The following is a 23,834-nucleotide window of genomic DNA, read 5'->3' as shown; positions in this document are numbered from 1 at the left end:
GTACGATGATCCTTCCGGCTCCCCCCTCATGGCCTGGAGTGATCGACCGATGACGACGACGGCGAAGTTCGACCCCTGGTCGGCGGCGTTCGTGGCCCACCCCTACGACGCGTACGCCGCCCTGCGCGAGCAGGCCCCCGTGACGTACTTCGAACCCACCGACCAGTGGCTGGTCTCGCGCTTCGAGGACGTCAGCGCGCTGCTCCGCGACCGCCGGCTCGGCCGCACCTACACCCACCGGTTCAGCCACCAGGAGTTCGGCCGCCCCGAGCCCGACCCGGCGCACGAGCCGTTCCACACCCTCAACGACAACGGCCTGCTCGACCTGGAGGCCCCGGACCACACCCGGATCCGCCGCCTGGTCTCCAAGGCCTTCACCCCGCGCATGGTCGAGGGCCTGCGCCCCACCGTCGGCCGGCTCGCCGGGGAACTCGTCGACGGACTGCTCGCCGACGGCGGCGGCGACCTGATCGCCGCCGTCGCCGAGCCGCTGCCCGTCGCGGTGATCGCCGAGATGCTCGGCGTCCCGGAGTCCGACCGGCACCTGTTGCGCCCGTGGTCCGCCGACATCACCGGGATGTTCGAGCTCAACCCGACCGAGGACGCCGCCCGCCGGGCCGTCACCGCGAGCACCGAGTTCTCCGACTACCTGCGCGCCCTCATCCGCGAGCGCCGCACCGCCCCCGGTGAGGACCTGATCAGCGCGCTCATCCAGGCCCAGGAGGGCTCGGACGCGCTCAGCGAGCAGGAGATGATCTCCACCTGCGTGCTGCTGCTCAACGCCGGCCACGAGGCGACCGTCAACACCACCGGCAACGGCTGGTGGGCGCTGTTCCGCAACCCCGGGGAACTGGCCCGGCTGCGCGCCGACGTCGACGGGCTGCTGCCCACCGCCGTCGAGGAGCTGATGCGCTGGGACACCCCGCTGCAGATGTTCGAGCGCTGGGTGCTGGAGGACATCGAGGTCCGCGGCGTCACCATTCCGCGCGGCTCCGAGGTCGCCCTGCTCTTCGGCTCCGCCAACCGCGACCCGGAGCGCTTCGCCGACCCCGACCGCCTGGACCTCGGCCGCACCGACAACCCGCACATCACCTTCGGCGCCGGAATCCACTTCTGTCTCGGCGCCCCGCTCGCCAGACTGGAGCTCACCGAGTCCTACGGCACCCTGCTCCGCCGTGCCCCGGGCCTGCGGCTGGTCCGCGAGCCCGAGTGGCAGCCGGGGTATGTGATCCGGGGGCTGAAGGAACTGCTGGTCGAGGTGTAGCGGAAGAGGGGGGCGGGCCATGGGCGGCGGCAGGGCTACGGGGGCGATGCTGGGGCTGGCGATCGGGGACGCGCTCGGCAAGCACACCGAGTTCGACGACGTCGAGGCGATCGCGTGGCAGTGGCCGGACTGGCGGCAACTGCCGCTGCCGCAGCGCGCACTGGTCACCGACGACACCCAGATGACGCTCGCCCTGGCCCGCGGGCTGCGCACCGCCCTGGCCAGGGGCCCGCTCACGCCGCTGCGCCTGGAACGGCCGGTGCGGGAGGAGTTCGTCGACTGGTGGCGCTCGCCGCAGAACACCCGCGCCCCCGGGATGACCTGTCTGCGCTCCTGCCAGCGGCTCAGCACGCCCGACCGCCGCTGGCAGACGGCGAGCGACACCGGCTCCAAGGGCTGTGGCGCCAATATGCGGGTCGCCCCGATCGGCCTGGTCCGGGACCTGACCCCGGCCCAGGCCTCCGGCGCCGCCCAGCTCCAGTCCGGGCTCACCCACGGCCACCCGACCGCGCTCGCCGCCGGCGACCTCACCGCGTACGCCGTCCGCCGGCTCGCCGGGGGCCTGCCGCCGGTCGAGCTGCCCGCCGCCCTCCGGGCGTACGCGCTCGCCGGCCGCGGCCGGTACGACGCGTTCTGGCTCGGCGACCTCGCCGAGCACGCCCAGGACCGGACGGCGGAGGCGTTCGCCACCCGGGGCTGGGACGAGTGCCTGGCGGTGCTCGACCGGCTGGACGCCGCGCTCGCCGCGCCGGACGTCGAGGCCGACCCCTGCCTGGCCACCGGCGAGGGCTGGATCGCCGAGGAGGCGCTCGCCACCGGGCTGCTCTGCTTCCTGCTGCTGCCGGACGACCCGGTGGCCGCCGTCCGCCGGGCCGCCTACTCCTCCGGGGACTCCGACTCGATCGCCTGCCTGACCGGTGCCTTCGCCGGGGCGCACCTGGGCGCCGGCGCCTGGCCGGCCGACTGGGTGGAGCGGATCGAGCACCGGGACGAGCTGCTGGAGTTCGGCGCGCTCTGGGACTGACGCCCCGGGAACCGGTGACGGGGGTGCCGCGTCGAACCGGCACCGAGGCGCGGGCACCGGCCCGCGCCGCGATCCGAGAGGCGGGGCCGGCCATGTCCGCGACGTCCGTCCGCACCCGCCGCCCGGCGGTGCTCCTGCTCTGCTGCGCGGCCCTGCTCACCGCCTGCGGCTCCTCCGGCGGCGGCGCCTCCGTGGTCCGGGCCGAGCCCGTGACACTGCCGCCCGCCGACCCCGCCCAGGTCGCCGCCACCGCCACGGCCACCGGCGCCTTCGGCCTCGACCTGCTGCACACCCTCACCGCCGACCCCGCCGGTGCTGGCCGCAACCTGGTGCTCTCGCCGTCCGGCCTGGCCACTGCCCTCGCCATGGTGCTGCCCGGCGCGCGCGGCACCACCGCCGAGGAACTCGCCACGGCGCTGCACACCGGGCTGACGCCCGAGCAGTACGCGCTCGCCACCGGCGCCCTGAACCGGTCGGCGGCGGCCACGGCCAAGGACGGGCCCGTGCTCCGGCAGTCCGACGACCTCTGGGCCCAGCGCGACTACCCGCTCGACCAGCGCTACCTCGGCGTGCTGGCCGCCGCCTTCGACACCGGCGTGCACACCGCCGACTTCCGCGCGGACCCGGAGGGCGCCCGCAAGGCCGTCAACGGCGCCGTCGAGAAGGCCACCGAGGGCCGGATCAAGGACCTCTTCGGCGCGGGACAGCTCAACCGGGACACCCGGCTGGCACTCACCGACGCGCTCTACCTCAAGGCCGACTGGGCCGAGCCGTTCAAGGCCGGGAAGAGCGCCGACCGGCCGTTCCACCGCCTCGACGGCACCGGGGCCGCCGTCCCCACCATGGCCCGGACCGGCGCGCTGCGCTACGCCGAGGGCTCCGGAGGCATCCTCGGCGAACCCTGGCAGGCCGTTGAACTCCCGTACGCCGGAAGTACCTTGGCGATGGACCTGGTGGTGCCCGCGCAGGGCGGCTTCGCGGCCTTCCGCAAGGGCCTGGACCAGGCGGAACTGGACCGGATCCTCGGCTCGCTCGCCCCGCGGACCGTCGACCTCACCCTGCCGAAGTTCCACTTCGACACCGCCAACGAGCTCACGCCCGCCCTGCAGGCCCTGGGCGTCAAGGCGGCCTTCGGGCCGGGCGCCGACCTGTCCGGCATCCCCGGTCCGGGCGCCGACGGGGCGCTCGCCATCGGCACCGTGGTGCAGAAGGCGACCATTCAGGTCGACGAGCAGGGCACGGTCGCGGCGGCCGGCAGCGGCGTCGGGGTGGGGGCGATGGCCGCGCCCGTCCCGGCGAACCCCGTCGAACTGCACATCGACCGGCCGTTCCTCTTCCTGATCCGGGACACCGCCACCGGGCGGCCGCTCTTCCTCGGCCAGGTCACCGACCCGGCGGCGAAGTAGCGGGGGACCGCTACCCGGCCGGGTAGCGGTCCCCGAGCGCCGGGTGGCCCGGCTCGCGGCTGCCGAACAGCACCAGCAGGTCGTCCGCCGTCCGCAGCAGCGCCTCCCGGCCCTCCACCGCCTCCGCCCAGTCGGCCGGCAGCGCGCCCGCGCCGTACGCCGCGCCGACCAGGTTGCCGCAGACCGCGCCGGTCGAGTCGCTGTCCCCGGAGTGGTTCACCGACAGCAGCAACGCCGTCCGGGCCGGCTGCGGCCCGCCGGCCGCCGCCAGCAGGCAGTACACCGCGATCGCCAGGCACTCCTCGGCGATCCAGCCCAGCCCCACCCGCTCCACCGCCTCCGCCGACGGCTCCGACTCCTGGGCCACCCGCACCGCCCGGGCCAGCGCCTGCACCGTCTCCCGCGAGGCCGGCCACTCCCGGGTCTGCTCAACCGTCTCGCCGACCGCCGCCCAGGGCTCCGTCCCGGCCGCCAGCCGCTCCACCAGCGCCGCGAACGCGCCCGCCGCCAGGTAGCCGGTCGGATGCCCGTGGGTCAGCTGCGCGCACTGCGCGGCCAGCCCGAAGGACTGCTCCGCACCCAGTCGCCCCAGCCCGAACGGCGCCGAGCGCATCACCGTGCCGCAGCCCTTGGAGTGCGCGTTGATCGGACCCGGCTGCCCCAGCGCCACCGGCGGCTCGAACGCCGGGTGGTACTGCACCCCGGTCAGGCACGCGTTGCCGGGCGCCCGCCGCGCGTACAGGAACGGCTCGCGCAGCAGCCAGCCGTCGTACGGGCGGGGGAGCGGCTCGCGGTCCGGCGCGCCCTGCTGCTGGGTGAGCAGCCACCGCCGGTACGCGCCGTGCACCGCCTCCGGCACCGAACCGCCGCCGCCCGACCAGCCGCGGACGAAGCCGCGGATCAGGCCCTCGGCGGTGAACAGCGTCATCTGGGTGTCGTCGGTGACCTCGGCGACCAGGCCGCCGCCCGGCAGGCCCGTCACGCCGTCCGGGCCGAAGCGCTCGCGGATCTGGTGCAGCTGCAGGAACTCCACCGGCCAGCCCAGCGCGTCGCCGATCGCGCCGCCCAGCAGCGCCCCGCGCACCCGGTCCCGGTAGCCCGTCCCGGTGCCCGTCGTACTCGTCATCGCCTGCCCGCCCCTCGTCGTGACCCGCGACCTGTTCTACCAGGCCGCCGGAGCGGGGCTCCGGAACTCAGCGGCGGATCTCCCCGGAGCGTCCGTGCAGGGACGCCCGGTCCGCCGCGGCGCGGCCCGCCGCCCAGCCCTCGCCGTCGCTCACCCGCACGCGCTGCGACACCAGCTTGGGGAACATCCGGCCCACCTCCTGGTCCACCGCCTCGGTGCGCGCCTTCAGGGCCGGCAGCAGCCGCTCGTCCGGCACCAGCTGCTCCGCCGTGCCGTCCTCGCGCAGGTGCCGGCCGGCCGCGGCGTCACTGGTCGTCCGCTCGGTCGCCTCGGCCAGCCGCTCGCGGATCCGTGCGGCGTACGCCACCAGGAAGGACTGCCGGAACGCCTTGGTGCGGGAGGCGCCGTCCAGGTGCTGGCGGGCGCCGGCCTGCTGCATCGCGTGCGTCGCCTGCACCAGGAGCGAGGTGTAGAGCAGCTCGACGCCGTCCAGGTCCGCGTCGAAGCCGATCACGGTGCAGAAGCCGAACTCCTTCGCCCACACGACGCGGCAGCGGTTGGCGGCGGCGACCGCGTCCAGCAGCATCGTCTTCGGGCCCTCGTACGGGTTGTCCACACCGATCCGCAGCGCGCCCGGCGCGTGCGGGTCGGCGACGTCGACGGCGAGCAGGGCCTCGTCGATGCTGTGCTGGGTCATGAGCTGCTGGGCCTTGGCGGTCAGCGCCTCGGCCTCCTCGGGGAAGTCGGTGGACTCGGCCTTCGCCAGCAGGGCGCGGATCCGAGACAGCATCCGCGGCTCGCCCGTCACCGGGCCGCGCGGGGCGGTCTCCCGGCGCGCGCCCTGCCCCGGGGCGGGGCCCACGGGGGCGATCGGGGGCAGCCGGCCCCAGCAGCGCAGCAGCTCCAGCAGTGCGGTGGCGAGGGCGAAACGGTCCAGGCGGTGGCGGTGGGCGAGCGCGGGGAGGTACGCCTCGTCGGACGTCCACCAGACCTCCGCCTCCAGCTCGCGCAGCTGCTCCTGCCAGCGGCGGTCGGTCGAGGCCGCGGGGTGGCGGCGGCCCTCGGCGGCGATCAGGTCCACGGCGAGCGCCAGGTGCACGGGCTTCAGCTCGCGGCGCACCACCCGCACCAGGTCCGCCGGCCGCCACCCGGCCGACCAGCACCGCCCGACCGCCGTGTCCGCGTACCCCAGCACCGCCCGGCTCACCGCCGGCCACCGCGCGGCGGAGGCCGCGAGCGACGAGGCCCCGGTGTCCAGCGAGAGGTCCAGCTCCTCCTCCGGGGCCGTCACCACCAACCACACCGCCGAATCCAGCAGCGCCCCGGCGTCCTCACCGCTGCCGCCGTCCTGCTTCCGCCTGCCCACGCCGCCTACCTCCGGGTCCCATACCTCCCACCCATGATGCCGGACCGCCCCCTCCTACCCCGGCTGTGCCGCTTCGGCTCCGCCTCGCCGCCGGGTGCGGCGACGGCTTCCGACCTCCCGATCCTGAGGGTGCTGCCGGGGGCGCGCCGCCGAATCCGCCTGCCGCCGACAGCGGCAGGCGGAGCAGGAAGCCGGCGTCCCCGACTTCCTGCTCCGGCGCCGGGCCCGGCCTCAGCGTTCGACGGCCCTGGCGAGGATCTCGGGGAGGCGTTCCAGGAGGCGGCCGGCGGCGAGGCGCAGGCCCAGGGTGGCGATGAGGGCGCCGTAGAGGGGACCGGCGAGGAGCAGGGGCCAGGTGGGGGAGTCGGTGGTGAGGGCCCAGGCGAGGTAGGCGACGGCGGGGGAGGCGACGACGACGCTGCCGAACATCGAGCCGAAGCTGTTGAGCATCACCAGGCCGCCCTGGCCGGGGGCGGCGTTGCGCATCGGGTTGTTGTCGGCCGGCATGGTGTACGGCGCGAGCACGCTGAGCACGGCGCCGATGGCGATGCCGCTGCCGAGCAGGGCGAAGGCGACCCCGACGGCCGAGGGCAGGCCGGACCACTCGCCGGTGGCGGCGGCGAGGACGACGGCGAGCACCAGGGTGACCGGGACGGCGTAGGAGAGCACGGCGAACGCGCGGCCGCGCAGTTCGTCGCGGGCGTCGGCGGGGGTGAGCAGGGTGGCGGCGACCATCCAGAACGCGGAGCCGTCCATGCCGAACAGGTTGAGCATCTGGAGACCGAGGAACATCCCGGTCATCGCCACCAGGTAGACCGTGGACCAGCCCTGGACGATCGACAGCACGCAGACCACCAGCGTCATGCCGATGCTGGTGAAGACGGCGGCCTTGGCCCTCGGCTCGCGCCAGGCGTACCGCAGGTGACGCTGCATCACGGCGCCGACCCGGCCGTCCGGCAGGAAGCGCCAGCCGCGCCCGGGCTCCTGGACGCCGCGCACCACCTCCACCGTGGAGGCGTCGGCGGTGACCATCAGCTGCTGGAGGCTGGCCCGCCACCAGCGCAGCAGCAGGACGAGCAGCGCGCCGGTCGCGGCGAGCTGGAGCAGCGCGAGCGGGTACCGGCCCTCGCCGGCGGTGCGGACGGCGTCGACGGCGGAGACCGGCGGGACCCAGCGCAGCACGGAGGCGATCGGGGCGAGCGGTTCGAGGTCGAGGCCGTCGGCGCCGGGCTTGCCGAAGACGCTCTGCGAGCCGACGTTGGCGATCTGCACCAGCAGCGCGAACAGCAGGCCGCCGAAGATGGCGAAGTCCTTGCCGCGCCGGCTGGAGAGCAGCCGGGCGTTGCCGGCGGCGACCGCGCGGGAGAGCACGACGACGGTCAGCACGGCGAGCGGCACACCGACCACCCCGGCCGCCGCCGAGGCGCCGCCGAGGGCGCCGGAGAACGCGGCGCCGGTGAACAGCACCAGGCTGATCAGCGGCCCGGGCCCGATCAGCGCGGCGAGCACCGAGCCGCGCAGCAGCGGCGCGGGCCGCAGCGGCAGCATGGTGAGCCGGGTCGGGTCGGCGCTCTCGTCGCTGGAGAACAGGAAGAGCGGTATCGCGGCCCAGCCGAGGGTGAGCGCACCGGTGAGGACGACGCCCGCGTCGGCGGCGGACCCGGTGTCGACGGCGTGCTCCAGCATCGCCATCGCGAGCGCGATCCCGGCGGCGAACAGGACGCCGACGACGGCGCCGAGCACGTAGAGGGCGGCGCGGCCGCGGCTGCGCCGCAGACCGTTGCGCAGCAGCCGGAGCTTGAGCGAGACGAGGGTGCGGACGACCGTGCGGTCGTCGGGCAGGCCGGTGCCCGGCGCGGTGGGGACGCTCACCGGTCGCCCCCGCCGAGCCAGCCGAGAGCCTGGCCGTCGTCCTCGCGGACGCCGATCAGCTCCAGGAACGCCTCGTGCAGGCTGCGCCCGCCGCGGACGGTGCCGAGCGGTCCCTGGGCGATGACCCGGCCGGTGCTGATGACGGCGACCCAGTCGCAGAGCTGCTCGACGAGTTCCATGACGTGGCTGGAGAAGACGACGGTGGAGCCGGCCGCCGCGTAGCGCTTGAGCACACCGCGGATGGTCTGGGCGGAGACCGGGTCGACGCCCTCGAAGGGCTCGTCGAGGAACAGCACGTCCGGGTTGTGCAGCAGGGCGGAGGCGAGGCCGATCTTCTTGCGCATGCCGGTGGAGTAGTCGGCGACCAGCTTGTCGGCGTGCCCGGCGAGGTCGAGGACGGCGAGCAGTTCCTCGGCACGGCGGTCGACCTCGGCGCCGGGCAGGCCGCGCAGCCGGCCGTTGTACTGGAGCAGTTCGCGGCCGCTGAGCCTCTCGAACATGCGCAGGCCCTCGGGGAGGATGCCGATCCGGGCCTTGGCGGCGACCGGGTCGGCCCAGACGTCGGCGCCGTGGATCAGCACGGTGCCCTGGTCGGGCCGGAGCAGGCCGGTGACCATCGACAGCGTCGTCGTCTTGCCGGCGCCGTTGGGGCCGACCAGCCCGACGAACGCCCCGGCCGGTAGCTCCAGGCTCAGCCCGGCGACGGCGGCCTGGGTGCCGAAGTGCTTCCACAGGCCCTGGACGGACACGGCGGAGGGCACGGGGGCGGCGGGCTCGGGGAACGGCGACGGCGCTGACGCCTGCATGATGGCGGCTCTTTCGATTGGGGGGCGGACCGGTCGGGCCGATGATCGTTCCATGATCCAAACGGCTTGGACGACAGCCTGCCACCGCCCGGTCCGGCCTGTCCTGCAGGCCCGATGCCCCGGGTGTGTTCGGGCCAAACGGGTGACGGCCGCGGCGGCGGCGGCCCGGGGGGACCGGAATGCCGCCGGATCGGCGGATTCGGCAACTACTCAGGACTCCCGTTCGTCCTGCACTATGAGAGTCCAGATGGACGGGCGACGACCGTGTTCGCGCGGGGGTACCGGGAGGTGGCGGATGGCCGTTCAGCCGTGGGGCGAGCAGGGCTACGGGACGGCGAAGCCGCCCGCGTCCACCCCGCCCGTGCCGGCGATGCCCCCGCACGGCGCGGTGGCGTACGGCGCGGCGCCCCAGGCGGCGATGCCCCAGTCCGCGATGCGCGCGGCGACCGCGGACCGCGAGCGCACGGTCGACGTGCTGAAGGCCGCGTTCGCCGAGGGCCGGCTGAGCGCCACCGAGTACGGCGAGCGGTTCGAGGCGGCGAGCGGGGCGCAGACCTACGGCCAGCTGGCCCGGCTGGTCGCGGACCTGCCGGCCGGCCCGATGGTGGCGCCCCAGATGGTGGCCCCGCAGATGGCGGTGCCGCAGACCTTCCTGCCGCCGCCGGTGCTGGTGCCGCCGCCGCGGCCGACCAACGGCGCGGCCGTGGCCTCCCTGGTGCTCAGCCTGCTGGGCATGGGCCTGCCGGCGGTGATCGCCGGCCACGTCGCCAAGAAGCAGATCCGCCGGCGCAACGAGGAGGGCGACGCGATGGCCACCGTCGGCCTGGTCCTCGGGTACGTGGAGTCCGTGGCCTGGACCCTGTTCATGCTGCTCGTGCTGGTGGCCGGCACCAGCGGCGGCTGACCGCCCCCGGGCCGGGCCCGTTCCGGGCCGGCCCCGTTCGGGTGGCGACGGCCTTCCCGGTGTGGTAGGGCGGTAGGAGGGCGGTCCGACACCGGGCGGCCGTGCGCGGGACACCCGTGCGACACCCGGTCGACGGCCGCCACCTGCGGCGTTGCATTTGTTTTGACCGCGCCCGATGCGCTAGGTACGCTCTGACCTTGTGCCTGGGGTGTCCCCGGGTCCTTGTGCGTGCATGCACACCGGTCGCCGCGCCGAGCCGGAGCGCCTCCCAGCGCGCCGCGCGTAGAGCGCCGTCGCTGTACATCAGCTCACGGGATTCCGTGCCGGAAAAAGCCCAACACACCCGACCGCGTGGGTCGACCACGGGGCCGTGTGCGAGGGAATCACCGCAGGTTAGTTCCACCAAGCCTTGGCACACAGAAAACGGAGAAACGGTGCCTACGATCCAGCAGCTGGTCCGAAAGGGCCGGCAGGACAAGGTCGAGAAGAACAAGACTCCCGCGCTGAAGGGCTCCCCGCAGCGCCGTGGGGTCTGCACGCGTGTGTACACGACCACCCCGAAGAAGCCGAACTCGGCGCTTCGTAAGGTCGCCCGTGTGCGCCTCACCAGCGGGATCGAGGTCACCGCTTACATCCCGGGCGAGGGCCACAACCTGCAGGAGCACTCCATCGTGCTGGTTCGCGGTGGTCGTGTGAAGGACCTTCCTGGTGTCCGCTACAAGATCATCCGCGGTTCGCTCGACACCCAGGGTGTCAAGAACCGCAAGCAGGCCCGCAGCCGCTACGGCGCCAAGAAGGAGAAGTAAGAATGCCTCGTAAGGGCCCCGCCCCGAAGCGCCCGGTCATCATCGACCCGGTCTACGGCTCCCCGGTCGTCACCCAGCTGGTCAACAAGATCCTGCTGCACGGCAAGCGCTCCACCGCCGAGCGGATCGTCTACGGCGCCCTCGAGGGCGTCCGCGAGAAGACCGGCTCGGACCCGGTCGTCACGCTGAAGCGCGCGCTGGAGAACGTCAAGCCGGCCCTCGAGGTCAAGTCCCGCCGTGTCGGTGGCGCGACCTACCAGGTTCCGGTCGAGGTCCGTCCGGGCCGCGCCAGCACCCTGGCGCTGCGCTGGATGGTCGGTTACTCGCGCGCCCGTCGCGAGAAGACCATGACCGAGCGCCTGATGAACGAGATCCTCGACGCCAGCAACGGCCTGGGCGCTTCCGTGAAGCGTCGCGAGGACACCCACAAGATGGCCGAGTCCAACAAGGCCTTCGCGCACTACCGCTGGTAGTCCGTACCCCGTCACTAGACAGAGAGAGAACGAGCCACCATGGCTGCAACCTCCCTTGACCTCGCCAAGGTCCGCAACATCGGGATCATGGCGCACATCGACGCGGGCAAGACCACCACCACCGAGCGGATCCTGTTCTACACCGGTGTGTCGTACAAGATCGGTGAGGTCCACGATGGCGCTGCCACCATGGACTGGATGGAGCAGGAGCAGGAGCGCGGCATCACGATCACGTCGGCCGCGACGACCTGTCACTGGACCGTCGACGATGCCGACCACACCATCAACATCATCGACACCCCGGGTCACGTCGACTTCACCGTCGAGGTGGAGCGCTCGCTGCGCGTCCTCGACGGTGCCGTGACCGTGTTCGACGGTGTCGCCGGTGTCGAGCCCCAGTCCGAGACCGTGTGGCGGCAGGCTGACCGCTACGGCGTCCCGCGCATCTGCTTCATCAACAAGCTGGACCGCACGGGCGCCAACTTCTTCTTCTGCGTCCAGACCATCGTGGACCGCCTCGGCGCGACCCCGCTGGTCATGCAGCTGCCGATCGGTGCCGAGTCGGACTTCCAGGGCGTTGTCGACCTGGTCCGCATGAAGGCGCTGGTCTGGTCGGCCGAGGCCGCCAAGGGCGAGATGTACGACATCGTCGACATCCCGGCCGAGCTGCAGGAGCAGGCGGACGAGTACCGCGAGGCCCTGATCGACACCGTGTCGAACGTCAGCGACGAGATCATGGAGCTCGCCCTCGAGGGCGAGGACATCCCGGTCGAGCTGCTGCAGACGGCGATCCGCAAGGGCACGCTGAACTCGGAGTTCACCCCGATCTTCTGCGGCACCGCGTTCAAGAACAAGGGCGTCCAGCCCCTGCTCGACGCCGTCGTCAAGTACCTGCCGTCCCCGCTGGACATCGAGTCCATCGAGGGCACCAAGCCGGGCGACGACACCGTCAAGATCTCCCGCAAGGCCTCGGACGACGAGCCGCTCGCCGCGCTCGCGTTCAAGATCATGTCGGACCCGCACCTCGGCAAGCTCACCTTCGTCCGGGTCTACTCGGGCCGCCTGGAGTCCGGCACCTCGGTGCTGAACGCCGTCAAGGGCAAGAAGGAGCGCATCGGCAAGATCTACCGCATGCACGCGAACAAGCGTGAGGAGATCGAGTCGGTGGGCGCCGGCGACATCATCGCCGTCATGGGCCTGAAGCAGACCACCACCGGTGAGACGCTGTCCGACGAGAAGAACCCGGTCATCCTGGAGTCCATGGACTTCCCGGCCCCGGTCATCCGCGTCGCGATCGAGCCCAAGTCCAAGGGTGACCAGGAGAAGCTGGGTGTCGCCATCCAGCGTCTCGCCGAGGAGGACCCGTCCTTCCAGGTCAACACGGACGAGGAGACCGGCCAGACCATCATCGCGGGTATGGGCGAGCTGCACCTCGAGGTGCTGGTCGACCGTATGCGCCGTGAGTTCAAGGTCGAGGCCAACGTCGGCAAGCCGCAGGTCGCGTACCGCGAGACCATCCGCCAGGCGGTCGAGCGCATCGACTACACCCACAAGAAGCAGACCGGTGGTTCCGGTCAGTTCGCCAAGGTGCAGATCGCGATCGAGCCGCTCGAGCAGGCCGAGGGCTACGAGTTCGTCAACCTGGTCACCGGTGGCCGCGTGCCGCGCGAGTACATCCCGTCGGTCGACGCCGGCTGCCAGGAGGCCATGGAGTTCGGCATCCTCGCCGGCTACCCGCTCCAGGGTGTCCGCGTGAAGCTGCTCGACGGTGCGGCGCACGACGTCGACTCGTCCGAGCTCGCGTTCAAGATCGCCGGCTCGATGGCGTTCAAGGAAGGCGCGAAGAAGGCCAAGCCGGTCCTCCTCGAGCCGATGATGGCCGTCGAGGTCACCACGCCCGAGGACTACATGGGCGACGTGATCGGCGACATCAACTCTCGCCGTGGCCAGATCCGGTCCATGGACGAGCGTCACGGTGCCCGCGTCGTCACGGCGCTGGTGCCCCTCTCCGAGATGTTCGGCTACGTCGGTGACCTGCGCAGCAAGACCTCCGGTCGCGCGAGCTACTCGATGCAGTTCGACTCGTACGCCGAGGTTCCGAGGAACGTCGCGGACGACATCATCGCGAAGGCCAAGGGCGAGTGACGTCCCGACTTTCGGGACGATAACCAACCCTTAGGCTATTAGGAGGCAACCCGGGAGGATCCGGTCGGATCCTCCCGGGGCCTCCGGCCCCCCCACCAGCGGGACGGCACGGGGTGTCCTCCGGACAACCCGCACCAAAACCGATCAAAGACCAACTGGCGTCAGCACGGCGTACAGGAACTGTCCTCAGGAGGACTCAGTGGCGAAGGCGAAGTTCGAGCGGACGAAGCCCCACGTCAACATCGGCACCATCGGTCACATCGACCACGGTAAGACCACGCTGACCGCGGCCATCACCAAGGTGCTGCACGACGCGTACCCGGAGATCAACCCCTTCACGCCGTTCGACCAGATCGACAAGGCGCCGGAGGAGCGGCAGCGCGGTATCACCATCTCCATCGCGCACGTCGAGTACCAGACCGAGGCGCGCCACTACGCCCACGTCGACTGCCCGGGTCACGCGGACTACATCAAGAACATGATCACCGGTGCCGCCCAGATGGACGGCGCCATCCTGGTGGTCGCCGCCACCGACGGCCCGATGCCGCAGACCAAGGAGCACGTCCTCCTGGCCCGCCAGGTCGGCGTTCCGTACATCGTTGTCGCCCTGAACAAGGCCGACATGGTGGACGACGAGGAGATCCTGGAGCTCGTCGAGCTCGAGGTCCGCGAGCTGCTCTCCGAGTACGAGTTCCCGGGCGACGACCTGCCGGTCGTCCGCGTCTCCGCGCTGAAGGCGCTGGAGGGCGACAAGGAGTGGGGCGAGAAGCTCCTCGGCCTGATGCACGCGGTCGACGAGAACATCCCGACCCCGGCCCGCGCCGTGGACCAGCCGTTCCTGATGCCGATCGAGGACGTCTTCACGATCACCGGTCGTGGCACCGTCGTCACCGGTCGTATCGAGCGCGGCATCCTCAAGGTCAACGAGACCGTCGACATCATCGGCATCAAGACCGAGAAGACCACCACCACGGTCACCGGCATCGAGATGTTCCGCAAGCTGCTCGACGAGGGCCAGGCCGGTGAGAACGTCGGTCTGCTGCTCCGTGGCATCAAGCGCGAGGACGTCGAGCGCGGCCAGGTCATCATCAAGCCGGGTTCGGTCACCCCGCACACCGACTTCGAGGCCCAGGCCTACATCCTGTCGAAGGACGAGGGTGGCCGCCACACCCCGTTCTTCAACAACTACCGCCCGCAGTTCTACTTCCGTACCACGGACGTGACCGGCGTCGTGACCCTCCCCGAGGGCACCGAGATGGTCATGCCGGGCGACAACACCGCCATGACCGTCGCGCTGATCCAGCCCGTCGCCATGGAGGAGGGCCTGAAGTTCGCCATCCGTGAGGGTGGCCGCACCGTCGGCGCCGGCCAGGTCACCAAGATCGTCAAGTAGTCCGACGCTCTGACCTGCCTGTCGACCCAGGCGAACCGAAGGGCCCCGCGCATCCGAAAAGATGTGCGGGGCCCTTCGGCGTGTCGGCGTGACGAGCGGGCCGGTGACCGCCCATGGGCTTCATCACCGCCTGCTATTCTGACCGCTCATTGGGGCTCTCCCCGTCGCTGTCCGCGATCACTTCGGGCACGATGGGTGAAGGGTGCCGACTGGTGGGGGCGTCCCGGTCGGTCCGTGCCGCCAGACCGTTCGTGGACACATGGGGACAGGCGAGAAACGATGTTCAACGCAGCAGGGCACGACCAGGCGCCGACGGCCGGAAGGCCGGCGCCGCTCCTGTCGGTCGTCATGCCGATCTACAACGAGCAGGAGGCGCTGCCCCTGACCGTTGAGCGTCTGCGGCCGATCCTGGACGAACTGGGGATCACCTACGAGGTCGTCGGGATCGACGACGGCAGCACGGACGCCACTCCGGCGATCATGCAGAAGGTCCACCAGGACTGGCCCGAGTTCCGGATCGTGCGGTTCGCGCGCAACTCCGGGCACCAGGCGGCGCTCACGGCCGGTATTCACCGTGCGTACGGGGACTACGTCGTCTCCATCGACGCGGACCTGCAGGATCCGCCGGAGAAGATTCCGGAAATGCTTTCGCTCGCCCAGGAGCGGGGCCTCGACATCGTCTACGGCGTGCGCGGCGACCGCGGCACCGACACCGTCTTCAAGCGCCGCACGGCCGGCGCCTACTACTGGCTGATGCGCCGGCTGGTCGGCAAGAAGATGCCGAACCAGGCCGGCGACTTCCGGCTGCTGAGCCGGGCCGCGGTCGACGCGCTCAAGGCGATGCCCGAGCACCAGCCGGTCTACCGGCTGCTGGTCCCGTGGCTGGGCTTCCCCAGCGGCGAGGTCGTCTACGTGCGCGAGGAGCGGGTCGCCGGCGCGACGCACTACCCGCTCTCCAAGATGCTCCGGCTGGCCATCGACAGCATCACCAACTTCTCGGCGGCGCCGCTGCGGCTCGCCACCTGGCTCGGCCTGCTGAGCCTGGTGCTCTGCTTCGCGCTGGGCGTCTACACCACGGTCGAGTACGCCCTGGGGGAGACCGTCCCCGGCTGGTCCTCGCTCTTCATCGGCATGCTGTTCCTCGGTGCGGTCCAACTCGTCTGCATCGGACTGCTGGGTGAGTACGTCGGGCGGATCTACTCCGCCGCACAGGCCCGTCCGGCCTACTTCGTGGGCTACGACTCGGCCGAGGAGGAGGTGCGGGCGGCCCGGCGCGAGCCGGCCGCTTCCGCCCGCTAGCGCGTACACGACCCAGGCACCGCGAGGCGGGCCGGCAGAGAGACGGGAACCTTGGAAAGCACCGACACGACCGTGGCCGCGTCCCGCCCCGCCCGGGGGGCGGGCGGGTCGCCCGGCGACCCGGCACCGGCCACCCCCGGCCGAACGGCGGTGCGCTTCCTCCCGGCACTCGCGGCCTACCTGGTGCTGGTGGCGGCGCTGCTCGCCTCCGACACGCCGGCGACGGACATCGCCCGCTACACCTTCTACGCGCTCTGGGGCGTGCTGCTGCCCGGCACGCTGGTCTTCCGCAGCCTGCGACGCCGCCCCTACACGCTGCTGGAGGACCTGGCGTTCGGCGCCGTCACCGGCCTGGTGCTGGAACTGGCGGCCTGGGTGGTGCTGGTCGGCCTGGGCCTCCAGTCGGTGGCGACGTTCTGGCCGCTGGCCGTGGTGCTCCCGTTCGCGCTGGTGCCCCGGCTGCGGCGGCACTGGCGGCCGCGGGGCTACCGGGCCTTCTCGCCCGGGCGGTCCTGGGCGCTGGCCGGCACGGTCTCGCTGACCGTCGTCTACTACTACGCGGCGACGCTCTCGCGGTTCCCCGTGCTGCCGGCCGACGAGTCGACGAGGATCTTCGGCGACCTGCCGTACATGCTCTCGCTCGCCGGGAACGCCAAGCAGAACATGCCGCCGACCTTCCCGCAGGCGGCGGGCGAGCCACTGCACTACCACTGGTTCACCTTCGCGCACATGGCGATGACCGACCTCGTCGGCCACGTCGACCTGGTGTCGGTGGCGATGCGCCTGATGGTCCCGGCGCTCAGCGCGCTGACCGTCCTGATCATCGCGGTGGTGGCGCAGCGGCTGAGCGGCAAGGCGTGGGCCGGCCCGGCCGCGGCGCTGCTGTTCTTCGCCGTGGGCGAGTTCACCGCCATCTACCCGAACAACGTCAGCTCCTGGACCTTCGGCTTCCCGCCGATCCGGCTGATGTCCTGGGGAAGCCTCTCGCTCACCTACAGCCAGCCGCTGCTGGTGGCCCTGGTCGGTGTGGTCGGGGCGCTGATCGGCCGCAGGGCGTCCCGGGACCCGGCGGCGGGGGAGGAGCCGGACGGCGGGAGCGGGGTGCCGGACCTCGGGCGCGGCGCCTTCGTCCTGACGGCGGGGTTCGCGCTGGCCTCCAGCGCGGCCAAGGCCAGTACGCTCCCGGTGACCCTGGCCGGCCTCGCGGTGGCCGGCCTGGCGATGCTGGTCACCAGCCGCCGGATCCCCTGGACGGTGGTCGGGCTCGGGGCGGTCATCGCCGGGGCCCAGCTCTTCGCCACCGCCGTGATCTTCGACTTCGAGAGCTACGGCCTGGAGATCGTGCCCTTCGGGAACGTCCAGCAGTACTGGTACAACACCCCGGAGCTGCGCGGCACCGCGTCGCAGCTGCTCGTCGTCGGCGGCACCCTGGCGGCGTTCGTGATCACCCATCAGGTGCGGCTGGCCGGAGCGCTCCCGCTCTTCCGCCACCGGCGGCTGAACCTGGAGCCGGCGCAGTGGTTCCTGCTGGGCGGCGCGGTGGCCGGCCCGGCCGCCTACCTGGTGGTCAACGGCTTCAACTCCAGCTACTTCACCATCGCCGCGGCGCCGTTCGGCGCGCTGCTCGCCGGCTGGGGCTACTGCGAGGCCGCGGAACGGGCGGCCCTGTCCGTCCGGGCCAAGGTCCTGCTGGCCGGCGGCGTGCTGGTCCTGGTCGCCGGGCTCAGCTGGGGCATGTACCGCCACACCGTGGACTGGATGACGGTGGTGTCCAAGGCGGCCGGCGTCCACAACCTGTGGCGGTCGTACGCCCCGCTGCTGCCGGTGCTCGGCGGCGCCGTCGCGCTGGCGGCGCTGGCGGCCGTCGGCGCGCTGCTCTGGTGGGGGGCGAGCCGGCTCTGGCCGCGGCTGCGGGGCCGGGGCGGGATCGTCCTGCTGACGGCGACGCTCGCGGTCGGTGTGCCGGGGACGGCGCTGGACCTCCTGCAGTCCCGGGAGTACGTGTGGGACGGCACCTGGATCCTGCCGAAGAGCCAGGTCGAGGCGGCCCGCTGGGTCCGCGACCACAGCGACCCGCAGGACGTCCTCGCGACCAACAGCCACTGCTGGGAGCCGGAGAACTACACCACCACCGACCACTGCAACATCAACCGCCGCTCCCAGTGGCTCAGCGCGTACTCCGAGCGCTCGGTCCTGGTCGAGGGGTGGGCCTACGCGCCGCGCATGATCGCGAAGAGCGGCGGCGGGGTCGCCTACGGCGGGCCGTTCTGGGACGAGGAGCTGTTCCAGCGGAACGAGAACGCGGTCTACCAGCCCACCGAGGAGCTGCTCGACGGTCTCCGCCGGGAGCACCGGGTGCGGTTCCTGGTGGTGGACCGCAAGGCAGGCGCCGAGTCACCGCTGCTCGGCACTCTCACCAGCAAGGTCTTCGACAACGGCCGGACCGTCGTGTACGAGCTGGCCTGACCGGATGAACGGGTAATTCCGCATGCTTTCCACGGACGATCACGGTGTGGCCCCGCAGACGGCGCCGCCGGCCAAACGGCAGCTGCCGTCCTTCCTGGTGATCGGTGTCCTGAGCACCCTCTTCTACCTGGGGCTCTTCGTCGCCGCCCGCGCCTTCACCGATCCGCAGGTGGCGAACCTGATCGCGCTGGCGGTCAGCGCGGTGGCCAACACCGCCGCCAACCGCCGCTTCACCTTCGGCATCACCGGTTCGGAGGGCGCGCTGCGGCACCAGCTGCAGGGTGCGGTGGCCTTCCTCATCGGCCTGGGGCTGAGCGCGGGCGTGCTGGCCCTGCTCGACCTGGCCGCTCCGGACGCCTCCCGGGTGGTCGAGGTGGGCGGCCTGGTCGTCGCGAACGGCCTCGCCACGGTGGTGCGCTTCCTGCTGATGAAGGTCTGGGTCTTCCGGACCCGCTGAGCGCCGGCCTCCCGCGGGGGCCGCAACGACCGAGTGCCTGGCCCGCCGGCCCCGGAAGGGGCGGTGGACCAGGCACTCTCGCGTTCCGGTTCCGACGGGGCCGGCGCCGGGGGCGCCGGCGGGGTCAGGCCGAGACCCTCGGCGGGGCGGACTCGGTGGGCGACTGCGGGTGGGCGGCGGCGGAGGTCCCGTCGGACCCGTCGGTGCCGCCCCGCCGGGCGGCCCGGACGGCCGCGCGCTCCTTGAGCCGGCGCACCGGCCACGGGGTCCAGTTCTTCGCCTTCATCACCGGGGACTCCAGCAGGTGCCAGGAGAGCGCGGCCAGGACGACCGTGCCCGCCATGGCCAGCGCCAGGTAGACCGGCTTGCCGTACTTGGCGTATCCGAGCACCGCCAGCGCCTGCTCGACGGTGAAGCCGTAGATGTAGATGCCGTAGGAGTAGTCGCGCTTGCGGCCGATCCTGTGGAACGGCCGGGGCAGCCGGATGGCCAGCCAGAGCAGCAGGTAGGCGAAGGCCGGGTAGCCGAAGACGAACAGGCCGCCGCCCCAGAGGGTGAGGCCGAGGACGACGGCGCAGAGCACGGCCAGGCCGTCGTGGATGACCAGCTTGTCCCGGTACAGCTGGAAGGTCGCGCCGATCATGAAGACGAAGACCAGGTGGATCAGCATGTGCACCGACATGGCGTCCAGGAACGGCACCATGACGAAGGACTGCTGGTCACCGGGGATGCCGCGCAGGCTGGGCGCGTTCGCCCAGTCGCGCAGGATGAGCCCGCCGAGCGCCAGGGCCAGCAGCGGTATGAACCGCCGGGCCTTGCGGAGCACGCCGCCGGCGGCGAGCAGCCCGATCAGGACGTAGCAGAGGATCTCGTACTTCAGCGACCAGAGCGCGCCGTTGACGCCGGGGTCGTAGTTGGTGCCCTTGGCCCGGCCCTCCGCCATCACGCCGGAGATGTCCCAGCCGGTGCTGATCGCGGTGTTCCAGGTGCCCTTGAGGTAGTTCACCGGACCCTGCGGGTGGTCCCAGTAGCCGTCGAAGGTGCCGTGCTGCCAGTGGTACAGCAGCGGGACGATCACCAGGGAGGAGACCAGCAGCGATCCCCAGAGGCCGGGCAGGATGCGCAGCGCGCGGTGCCAGGCGTAGCGGCCGACGGTGCTGCGCGCGCCACTTCCGCTGATCATGAAGCCGGACAGGACGAAGAAGCCGATGACCGACATCTTGCCGATGTCCGTCTGCTGGCCGCTGCGGAGCCACAGCGGGTCGAGGCGTCCCCAGGCGATCGGGTAGAGGTGGGAGACGACGACGGCGGAGGCGAGTGCAAGCCGGAGCACACCGAAGCTGTTGGCCCGGGAGGAGTACAGCTCGGCCAGGGTCCCGCGACGGCCAGGCAGAGAGAGCCTAGGAGACATGAGAGCGGTTCATGCTTTCCGGAAGTGGAGACGCGGAGGAGGCCTCCGGCGGAGGGGTCCGATCGGACCCTCGGGGGATCCTATCGAGCCGGCCGGAGGCCTTCACCGTGCCGGTCGAATCGTTAGCGGCCGGTGTCCGGGGACGAACCGTCCTGGGCCGCGTGCTCCCAGAGGGTCCGGACGGCCTCGCGCAGGCTGCGGCGCGGCGTCCAGCCGAAGGCCCGCTCGATGGCGGTGACGTCCAGCTGCTGCCACTCGGTCTCCGGGCCGCTGCCGTCCGGCGCCGGCACCTCGGTGATGCTGGTCGGCACCCCGCTGACCTCGATCAGCAGCTCGACCAGCTCGCGGGCCGAACTGGCCCGGCCGAGGCCGACGTTGAGGACGGCCGGGGCCTTCGGGTCGGTCGGCAGGGCGGCGACGATGGCGTCGACGGTGTCCTGGAGGTCCACGAAGTCCCGCTGGGCGGTGAGCGGCTGCAGGGACAGCTCGGCCTCGGTCCCGGCGGCCCGGGCGGCGGCCAGCTTGCCGGCCATCACGCCGAGCAGGCTGTGCGAGGGCTGGCCCGCGCCGACGACGTTGCCGAGCCGCAGGACGACGGCGTCCAGTCCGTCCTGGCGCACGGCGTCCGCGATCAGCTCGGTGGCCCGCAGCTTGAGCTGCCCGTAGACCATCGACGGGTGGGGCTCGGAGTCCTCGGCGAGGCTGACGCCGATCGGGCAGAGGCCGTACTCGTGCACCGTGCCGAGGTGGACCAGGCGCGGGGGAGCGGCCATCGACCGCAGGGCCTCCAGCAGCCGGGTGACCATGCCGACGTTGGCGCCGACCATCTGCTCGTCGGTCAGGCCCCACATGCCGCCGGCCGCGTTGACCACCACGTCGATCCGGTGCTCGGCCAGCAGTTCGGCCAGCGCGGCCGGCGGGTCCTCGGTCAGGTCCAGCCGGGCGAAGTCGCCGGGCAGGGCGTCGGCCGGCTCCTTGCGGGCGATGGTGAGCAGGTGGTGGCCCCGCTCTGCGAGGGTGGCGAGGATGGTGCGCCCGATGAAGCCGGTGCCGCCGAGGACGGCGACCCGGGGGAGAGCGGTGCTGCTAGCGGCCATGGCCTCTGGTTCCGGTAGGTCGGTTACGGGGTGGGGCGGTGCGCGTGCTCAGTAGCGGTCGGTGCCGGCGACGTGCCGCAGCAGGGTCCTGGTGCCCTCGCCGTGCCGGTTCTTGACCGCGCCCGGGACCATGGTGAGCGCGTGGATCCGGGAGGAGAGGTGCAGGCGGGAGGCCTTGGCGGCGCGGGACCATCCGTGCGCGTCCAGGCGGTCGGCGACGTCCCGGAAGAAGCGGTTGGCCTCCTCGAAGCGGACGCCGGTGAAGGCCTGCGCGGAGGAGATGCTGACGGCGTGCCGGCGGTACTGGAAGGTGACCCGGTCGGTGATCATCATCTGCTCGCCGGTCTGCAGCAGGTCGATGACCAGCGCCAGGTCCTGGGTCACCTCCAGGTTGTCCCGGAAGCCGACCGCCTTCACGGCCTCGGTGCGCCAGCAGATGGAGGGGAAGAAAAGCCAGTTGCCGCGGAGCAGGCTGATGGCCAGCTCCTCCCCGCTCATCAGCTTGCGGCCCTGGACCTTGGGCGCGTAGATGCGCTTCTTCGCCTGGTCCACCAGCCCCTCGGTGGGCGTGCCCTCGCCGTCGATCACCTGGACGCCCGGCTGGACCATGCCGATGTCCGGGTTGTCCTTGAGGATGGCCCGGGCGGTCTCGACGTAGTTGGGCAGCATGACGTCGTCGGTGCCCATCATGACGAAGTGCTGCTCGCGCACCAGGCCGAGGCACTTGCGGTAGTTGCCGGTGACGCCGAGGTTCTGCTCGTTGCGCTGGTACGAGACCCGCTCGTCGCCGAGTTCGGCGAACCAGCCCGGGACGTCCGGCTCCTTGCCGTCGTCCACCACGGTGAGGCGCCAGTTCGGATCGCTCTGGGCCAGGACGCTGCGGACGGCCGCCTGCATCAGGGCGACGTTGCCGTAGTAGGGCAGCATGATGTCAAGAGTTGTCATGAGCGGCGCACCAGGTGTTTTCCGGGTAGGAGGGGACGGCGAGAAGGCTACTGGCCGCTGAGCGAGCGCCGGTAGCGCAGGCACTCCTCGTAGTCCGGCAGCAGGCCGGTCTCGATGGCCTCGGCCAGCGTCGGGGCGGCGGCGTCCCGGGCGGACAGCTGCGGGACCTCGGCCGGCCACTCGATGCCCAGGTCGGCGTCGAGCGGGTGCACCGCGTGCTCGCCGGTCGGGTTGTAGGTCTCCGAGCAGACGTAGGAGAGCGTCGCGTCGTCGGTCAGCGCGCAGAAGCCGTGGCCCAGGCCCTCGGAGATGTAGACCGAGCGGCGGTCCACGTCGTCGAGGCGGACGAACTCCCAGCGGCCGAAGGTCGGCGAGCCGACCCGCAGGTCGACGATCACGTCCAGCACGGCGCCGCGCACGCAGCTGACGTACTTGGCCTGGCCGGGCGCGACGTCGGCGAAGTGGATGCCGCGCACGACGTCCTTCGCGGAGACCGAGAGGTTGCCCTGGGCCATCCGCAGCGGGTGGCCGACCACCTCGGACAGCCGGTCGAAGCGGTACCACTCCATGAACAGGCCGCGCGGGTCGCCGTGCTGCTGCGGGGTGATCTCCCAGGCGCCCTCGATCGACAGCTCGCGGAACTTCATCGGGCGTCCTCCTCGTCCAGCAGGTTCACCAGGTACTGGCCGTAACCGCTCTTCAGCAGCGGCTGCGCCAGCTCGCGCAGCTGGTCGGAGGTCAGGAAGCCGGCCCGCCAGGCCGCCTCCTCGACGCAGCCGATCTTGAAGCCCTGGCGCTCCTCGATGACCCGGACGAACTCCGAGGCCTGCACCATCGAGACGAAGGTGCCGGTGTCCAGCCAGGCGGTGCCGCGGTCCAGGACGGTCACCTGGAGCTCGCCGCGCTGGAGGTAGGAGTCGTTGACGGCGGTGATCTCCAGCTCGCCGCGGGCGCTCGGGGTGATCGTGCGGGCGATCTCCACCACGCGGTTGTCGTAGAAGTACAGGCCGGGCACCGCGTAGCGGGACTTCGGCCGCTCCGGCTTCTCCTCGATCGAGATGACCTGGCCGGACTCGTCGAACTCGACCACGCCGTAGGCGGTCGGGTCGGCCACCGGGTAGGCGAAGACCATGCCGCCCTTGGGGTCGGTGCGCTGGGCGAGCCGGGTGCCGAGGCCGCTGCCGTGGAAGATGTTGTCGCCGAGGATCAGCGCGACCGGCTCGTCGCCGATGAAGTCCGCGCCCAGCACGAACGCCTGGGCGATGCCCTCCGGGCGCTCCTGGACGGCGTACTGGAGCTCCAGGCCGAACTGCGAGCCGTCGCCGAGCAGCCGCTCGAACTGGTCCCGGTCCTGGGGCGTGGTGATGATCAGGATTTCGCGGATCCCCGCCATGATCAGCGTGGAGAGCGGGTAGTAGATCATCGGCTTGTCGAAGACCGGGAGGAGCTGCTTCGAGACTGCCCGCGTGAGGGGCCAGAGGCGGGAACCGGTGCCGCCCGCAAGAAGAATGCCGCGCATGGCGCACACCTTACGTGGCCTGCCCGACCGCGCGGCAACCAGCCTTCGGACGCCC

General features: G+C 72.0%; 20 protein-coding genes. 11 read left to right on the top strand and 9 right to left on the bottom strand.

Annotated elements, in window-relative coordinates; all coding sequences use genetic code 11:
* The first annotated feature begins 49 nt into the window (after window positions 1-49).
* From ACFU74_RS11590 to ACFU74_RS11580, 3 genes are all read left to right on the top strand, one after another.
* Entirely contained in the window at window positions 50-1,264 is a 1,215-nt protein-coding gene (locus ACFU74_RS11590) for a cytochrome P450 (protein WP_380755251.1), read from the top strand.
* A 19-nt stretch (window positions 1,265-1,283) separates the two neighbouring features.
* Window positions 1,284-2,288: an ADP-ribosylglycohydrolase family protein gene (locus ACFU74_RS11585; protein WP_380755249.1), complete on the top strand. Its 1,005-nt coding sequence runs from the start codon at window positions 1,284-1,286 to the stop codon at window positions 2,286-2,288.
* 92 nt (window positions 2,289-2,380) lie between these two features.
* Window positions 2,381-3,694: a serpin family protein gene (locus ACFU74_RS11580; protein WP_380755247.1), complete on the top strand. Its 1,314-nt coding sequence runs from the start codon at window positions 2,381-2,383 to the stop codon at window positions 3,692-3,694.
* A gap of 10 nt (window positions 3,695-3,704) precedes the next feature.
* Here ACFU74_RS11580 and ACFU74_RS11575 read toward each other — a convergent pair whose 3' ends face one another.
* The 4 genes from ACFU74_RS11575 to ACFU74_RS11560 all read right to left on the bottom strand — a co-directional run bounded on the left by ACFU74_RS11575 (window position 3,705) and on the right by ACFU74_RS11560 (window position 8,864).
* Window positions 3,705-4,820: an ADP-ribosylglycohydrolase family protein gene (locus ACFU74_RS11575; protein ID WP_380755245.1), complete on the bottom strand. Its 1,116-nt coding sequence runs from the start codon at window positions 4,818-4,820 to the stop codon at window positions 3,705-3,707.
* Window positions 4,821-4,887: 67 nt separating this feature from the next.
* Entirely contained in the window at window positions 4,888-6,186 is a 1,299-nt protein-coding gene (locus tag ACFU74_RS11570) for a DUF2786 domain-containing protein (RefSeq protein ID WP_380755244.1), read from the bottom strand.
* 231 nt (window positions 6,187-6,417) lie between these two features.
* Window positions 6,418-8,058, bottom strand: coding sequence for a transporter (locus tag ACFU74_RS11565; RefSeq protein ID WP_380755242.1), 1,641 nt, complete (start codon window positions 8,056-8,058; stop codon window positions 6,418-6,420).
* Window positions 8,055-8,864: an ABC transporter ATP-binding protein gene (locus ACFU74_RS11560; protein WP_380755241.1), complete on the bottom strand. Its 810-nt coding sequence runs from the start codon at window positions 8,862-8,864 to the stop codon at window positions 8,055-8,057. Before ACFU74_RS11560 ends, ACFU74_RS11565 begins: the two co-directional genes overlap by 4 nt.
* 295 nt (window positions 8,865-9,159) lie before the next feature.
* Between ACFU74_RS11560 and ACFU74_RS11555 the strand changes: the two genes are divergently transcribed.
* The 8 genes from ACFU74_RS11555 (at window position 9,160) to ACFU74_RS11520 (ending at window position 18,807) form a co-directional block, all read left to right on the top strand.
* Complete coding sequence (locus tag ACFU74_RS11555) at window positions 9,160-9,768, top strand: DUF1707 and DUF4190 domain-containing protein (protein ID WP_380755240.1); 609 nt, start codon at window positions 9,160-9,162, stop codon at window positions 9,766-9,768.
* Window positions 9,769-10,202: 434 nt separating this feature from the next.
* On the top strand, window positions 10,203-10,574 hold the full coding sequence (gene rpsL, locus ACFU74_RS11550; protein WP_014144289.1) for a 30S ribosomal protein S12: 372 nt from the start codon (window positions 10,203-10,205) through the stop codon (window positions 10,572-10,574).
* Window positions 10,575-10,576: 2 nt separating this feature from the next.
* Entirely contained in the window at window positions 10,577-11,047 is a 471-nt protein-coding gene (rpsG, locus tag ACFU74_RS11545; protein ID WP_030055803.1) for a 30S ribosomal protein S7, read from the top strand.
* 39 nt (window positions 11,048-11,086) lie between these two features.
* Entirely contained in the window at window positions 11,087-13,192 is a 2,106-nt protein-coding gene (gene fusA / locus ACFU74_RS11540; RefSeq protein WP_380755238.1) for an elongation factor G, read from the top strand.
* A gap of 199 nt (window positions 13,193-13,391) precedes the next feature.
* On the top strand, window positions 13,392-14,585 hold the full coding sequence (gene tuf, locus ACFU74_RS11535; protein WP_030280743.1) for an elongation factor Tu: 1,194 nt from the start codon (window positions 13,392-13,394) through the stop codon (window positions 14,583-14,585).
* A gap of 279 nt (window positions 14,586-14,864) precedes the next feature.
* On the top strand, window positions 14,865-15,884 hold the full coding sequence (locus tag ACFU74_RS11530; protein ID WP_380755236.1) for a glycosyltransferase family 2 protein: 1,020 nt from the start codon (window positions 14,865-14,867) through the stop codon (window positions 15,882-15,884).
* Between the two features lie 51 nt (window positions 15,885-15,935).
* A complete protein-coding gene (locus ACFU74_RS11525; RefSeq protein ID WP_380755235.1) occupies window positions 15,936-18,350 on the top strand; it encodes a hypothetical protein in 2,415 nt (804 codons plus the stop codon).
* Window positions 18,351-18,396: 46 nt separating this feature from the next.
* Window positions 18,397-18,807 carry a GtrA family protein gene (locus ACFU74_RS11520; RefSeq protein WP_380755233.1) on the top strand — a complete coding sequence of 137 codons (411 nt, stop codon included), beginning with the start codon at window positions 18,397-18,399 and terminating at the stop codon, window positions 18,805-18,807.
* 124 nt (window positions 18,808-18,931) lie between these two features.
* Here ACFU74_RS11520 and ACFU74_RS11515 read toward each other — a convergent pair whose 3' ends face one another.
* The 5 genes from ACFU74_RS11515 to rfbA all read right to left on the bottom strand — a co-directional run bounded on the left by ACFU74_RS11515 (window position 18,932) and on the right by rfbA (window position 23,779).
* On the bottom strand, window positions 18,932-20,140 hold the full coding sequence (locus ACFU74_RS11515) for an acyltransferase family protein (protein ID WP_380755231.1): 1,209 nt from the start codon (window positions 20,138-20,140) through the stop codon (window positions 18,932-18,934).
* Window positions 20,141-20,340: 200 nt separating this feature from the next.
* Complete coding sequence (locus ACFU74_RS11510; RefSeq protein ID WP_380755229.1) at window positions 20,341-21,315, bottom strand: NAD-dependent epimerase/dehydratase family protein; 975 nt, start codon at window positions 21,313-21,315, stop codon at window positions 20,341-20,343.
* 48 nt (window positions 21,316-21,363) lie between these two features.
* On the bottom strand, window positions 21,364-22,260 hold the full coding sequence (locus tag ACFU74_RS11505) for a glycosyltransferase family 2 protein (protein ID WP_380755228.1): 897 nt from the start codon (window positions 22,258-22,260) through the stop codon (window positions 21,364-21,366).
* Between the two features lie 47 nt (window positions 22,261-22,307).
* Window positions 22,308-22,907 carry a dTDP-4-dehydrorhamnose 3,5-epimerase family protein gene (locus tag ACFU74_RS11500; protein WP_380755227.1) on the bottom strand — a complete coding sequence of 200 codons (600 nt, stop codon included), beginning with the start codon at window positions 22,905-22,907 and terminating at the stop codon, window positions 22,308-22,310.
* The gene (gene rfbA, locus ACFU74_RS11495) at window positions 22,904-23,779 is read right to left on the bottom strand and encodes a glucose-1-phosphate thymidylyltransferase RfbA (protein ID WP_380755225.1); all 876 of its coding nucleotides are present in this window, start codon (window positions 23,777-23,779) and stop codon (window positions 22,904-22,906) included. The genes ACFU74_RS11500 and rfbA overlap by 4 nt, the downstream gene beginning before the upstream one ends.
* Between the last annotated feature and the right edge of the window lie 55 nt (window positions 23,780-23,834).

The sequence above is a fragment of the Kitasatospora sp. NPDC057500 genome, from assembly GCF_042802195.1.
Taxonomy (GTDB): Bacteria; Actinomycetota; Actinomycetes; order Streptomycetales; family Streptomycetaceae; genus Kitasatospora.
The sequence above is the reverse complement of the archived record's forward strand: the minus strand, read 5'-3'. Positions and strand labels throughout refer to the sequence as shown.

Coding starts and splice junctions, on each gene's coding strand:
- ACFU74_RS11590 (WP_380755251.1), top strand. CDS start 50: ATGACGACGACGGCGAAGTTCGACCCCTGGTCGGCGGCGTTCGTGGCC.
- ACFU74_RS11585 (WP_380755249.1), top strand. CDS start 1,284: ATGGGCGGCGGCAGGGCTACGGGGGCGATGCTGGGGCTGGCGATCGGG.
- ACFU74_RS11580 (WP_380755247.1), top strand. CDS start 2,381: ATGTCCGCGACGTCCGTCCGCACCCGCCGCCCGGCGGTGCTCCTGCTC.
- ACFU74_RS11575 (WP_380755245.1), bottom strand. CDS start 4,820: ATGACGAGTACGACGGGCACCGGGACGGGCTACCGGGACCGGGTGCGC.
- ACFU74_RS11560 (WP_380755241.1), bottom strand. CDS start 8,864: ATGCAGGCGTCAGCGCCGTCGCCGTTCCCCGAGCCCGCCGCCCCCGTG.
- ACFU74_RS11555 (WP_380755240.1), top strand. CDS start 9,160: ATGGCCGTTCAGCCGTGGGGCGAGCAGGGCTACGGGACGGCGAAGCCG.
- rpsG (WP_030055803.1), top strand. CDS start 10,577: ATGCCTCGTAAGGGCCCCGCCCCGAAGCGCCCGGTCATCATCGACCCG.
- fusA (WP_380755238.1), top strand. CDS start 11,087: ATGGCTGCAACCTCCCTTGACCTCGCCAAGGTCCGCAACATCGGGATC.
- ACFU74_RS11530 (WP_380755236.1), top strand. CDS start 14,865: ATGTTCAACGCAGCAGGGCACGACCAGGCGCCGACGGCCGGAAGGCCG.
- ACFU74_RS11510 (WP_380755229.1), bottom strand. CDS start 21,315: ATGGCCGCTAGCAGCACCGCTCTCCCCCGGGTCGCCGTCCTCGGCGGC.
- ACFU74_RS11505 (WP_380755228.1), bottom strand. CDS start 22,260: ATGACAACTCTTGACATCATGCTGCCCTACTACGGCAACGTCGCCCTG.
- ACFU74_RS11500 (WP_380755227.1), bottom strand. CDS start 22,907: ATGAAGTTCCGCGAGCTGTCGATCGAGGGCGCCTGGGAGATCACCCCG.
- rfbA (WP_380755225.1), bottom strand. CDS start 23,779: ATGCGCGGCATTCTTCTTGCGGGCGGCACCGGTTCCCGCCTCTGGCCC.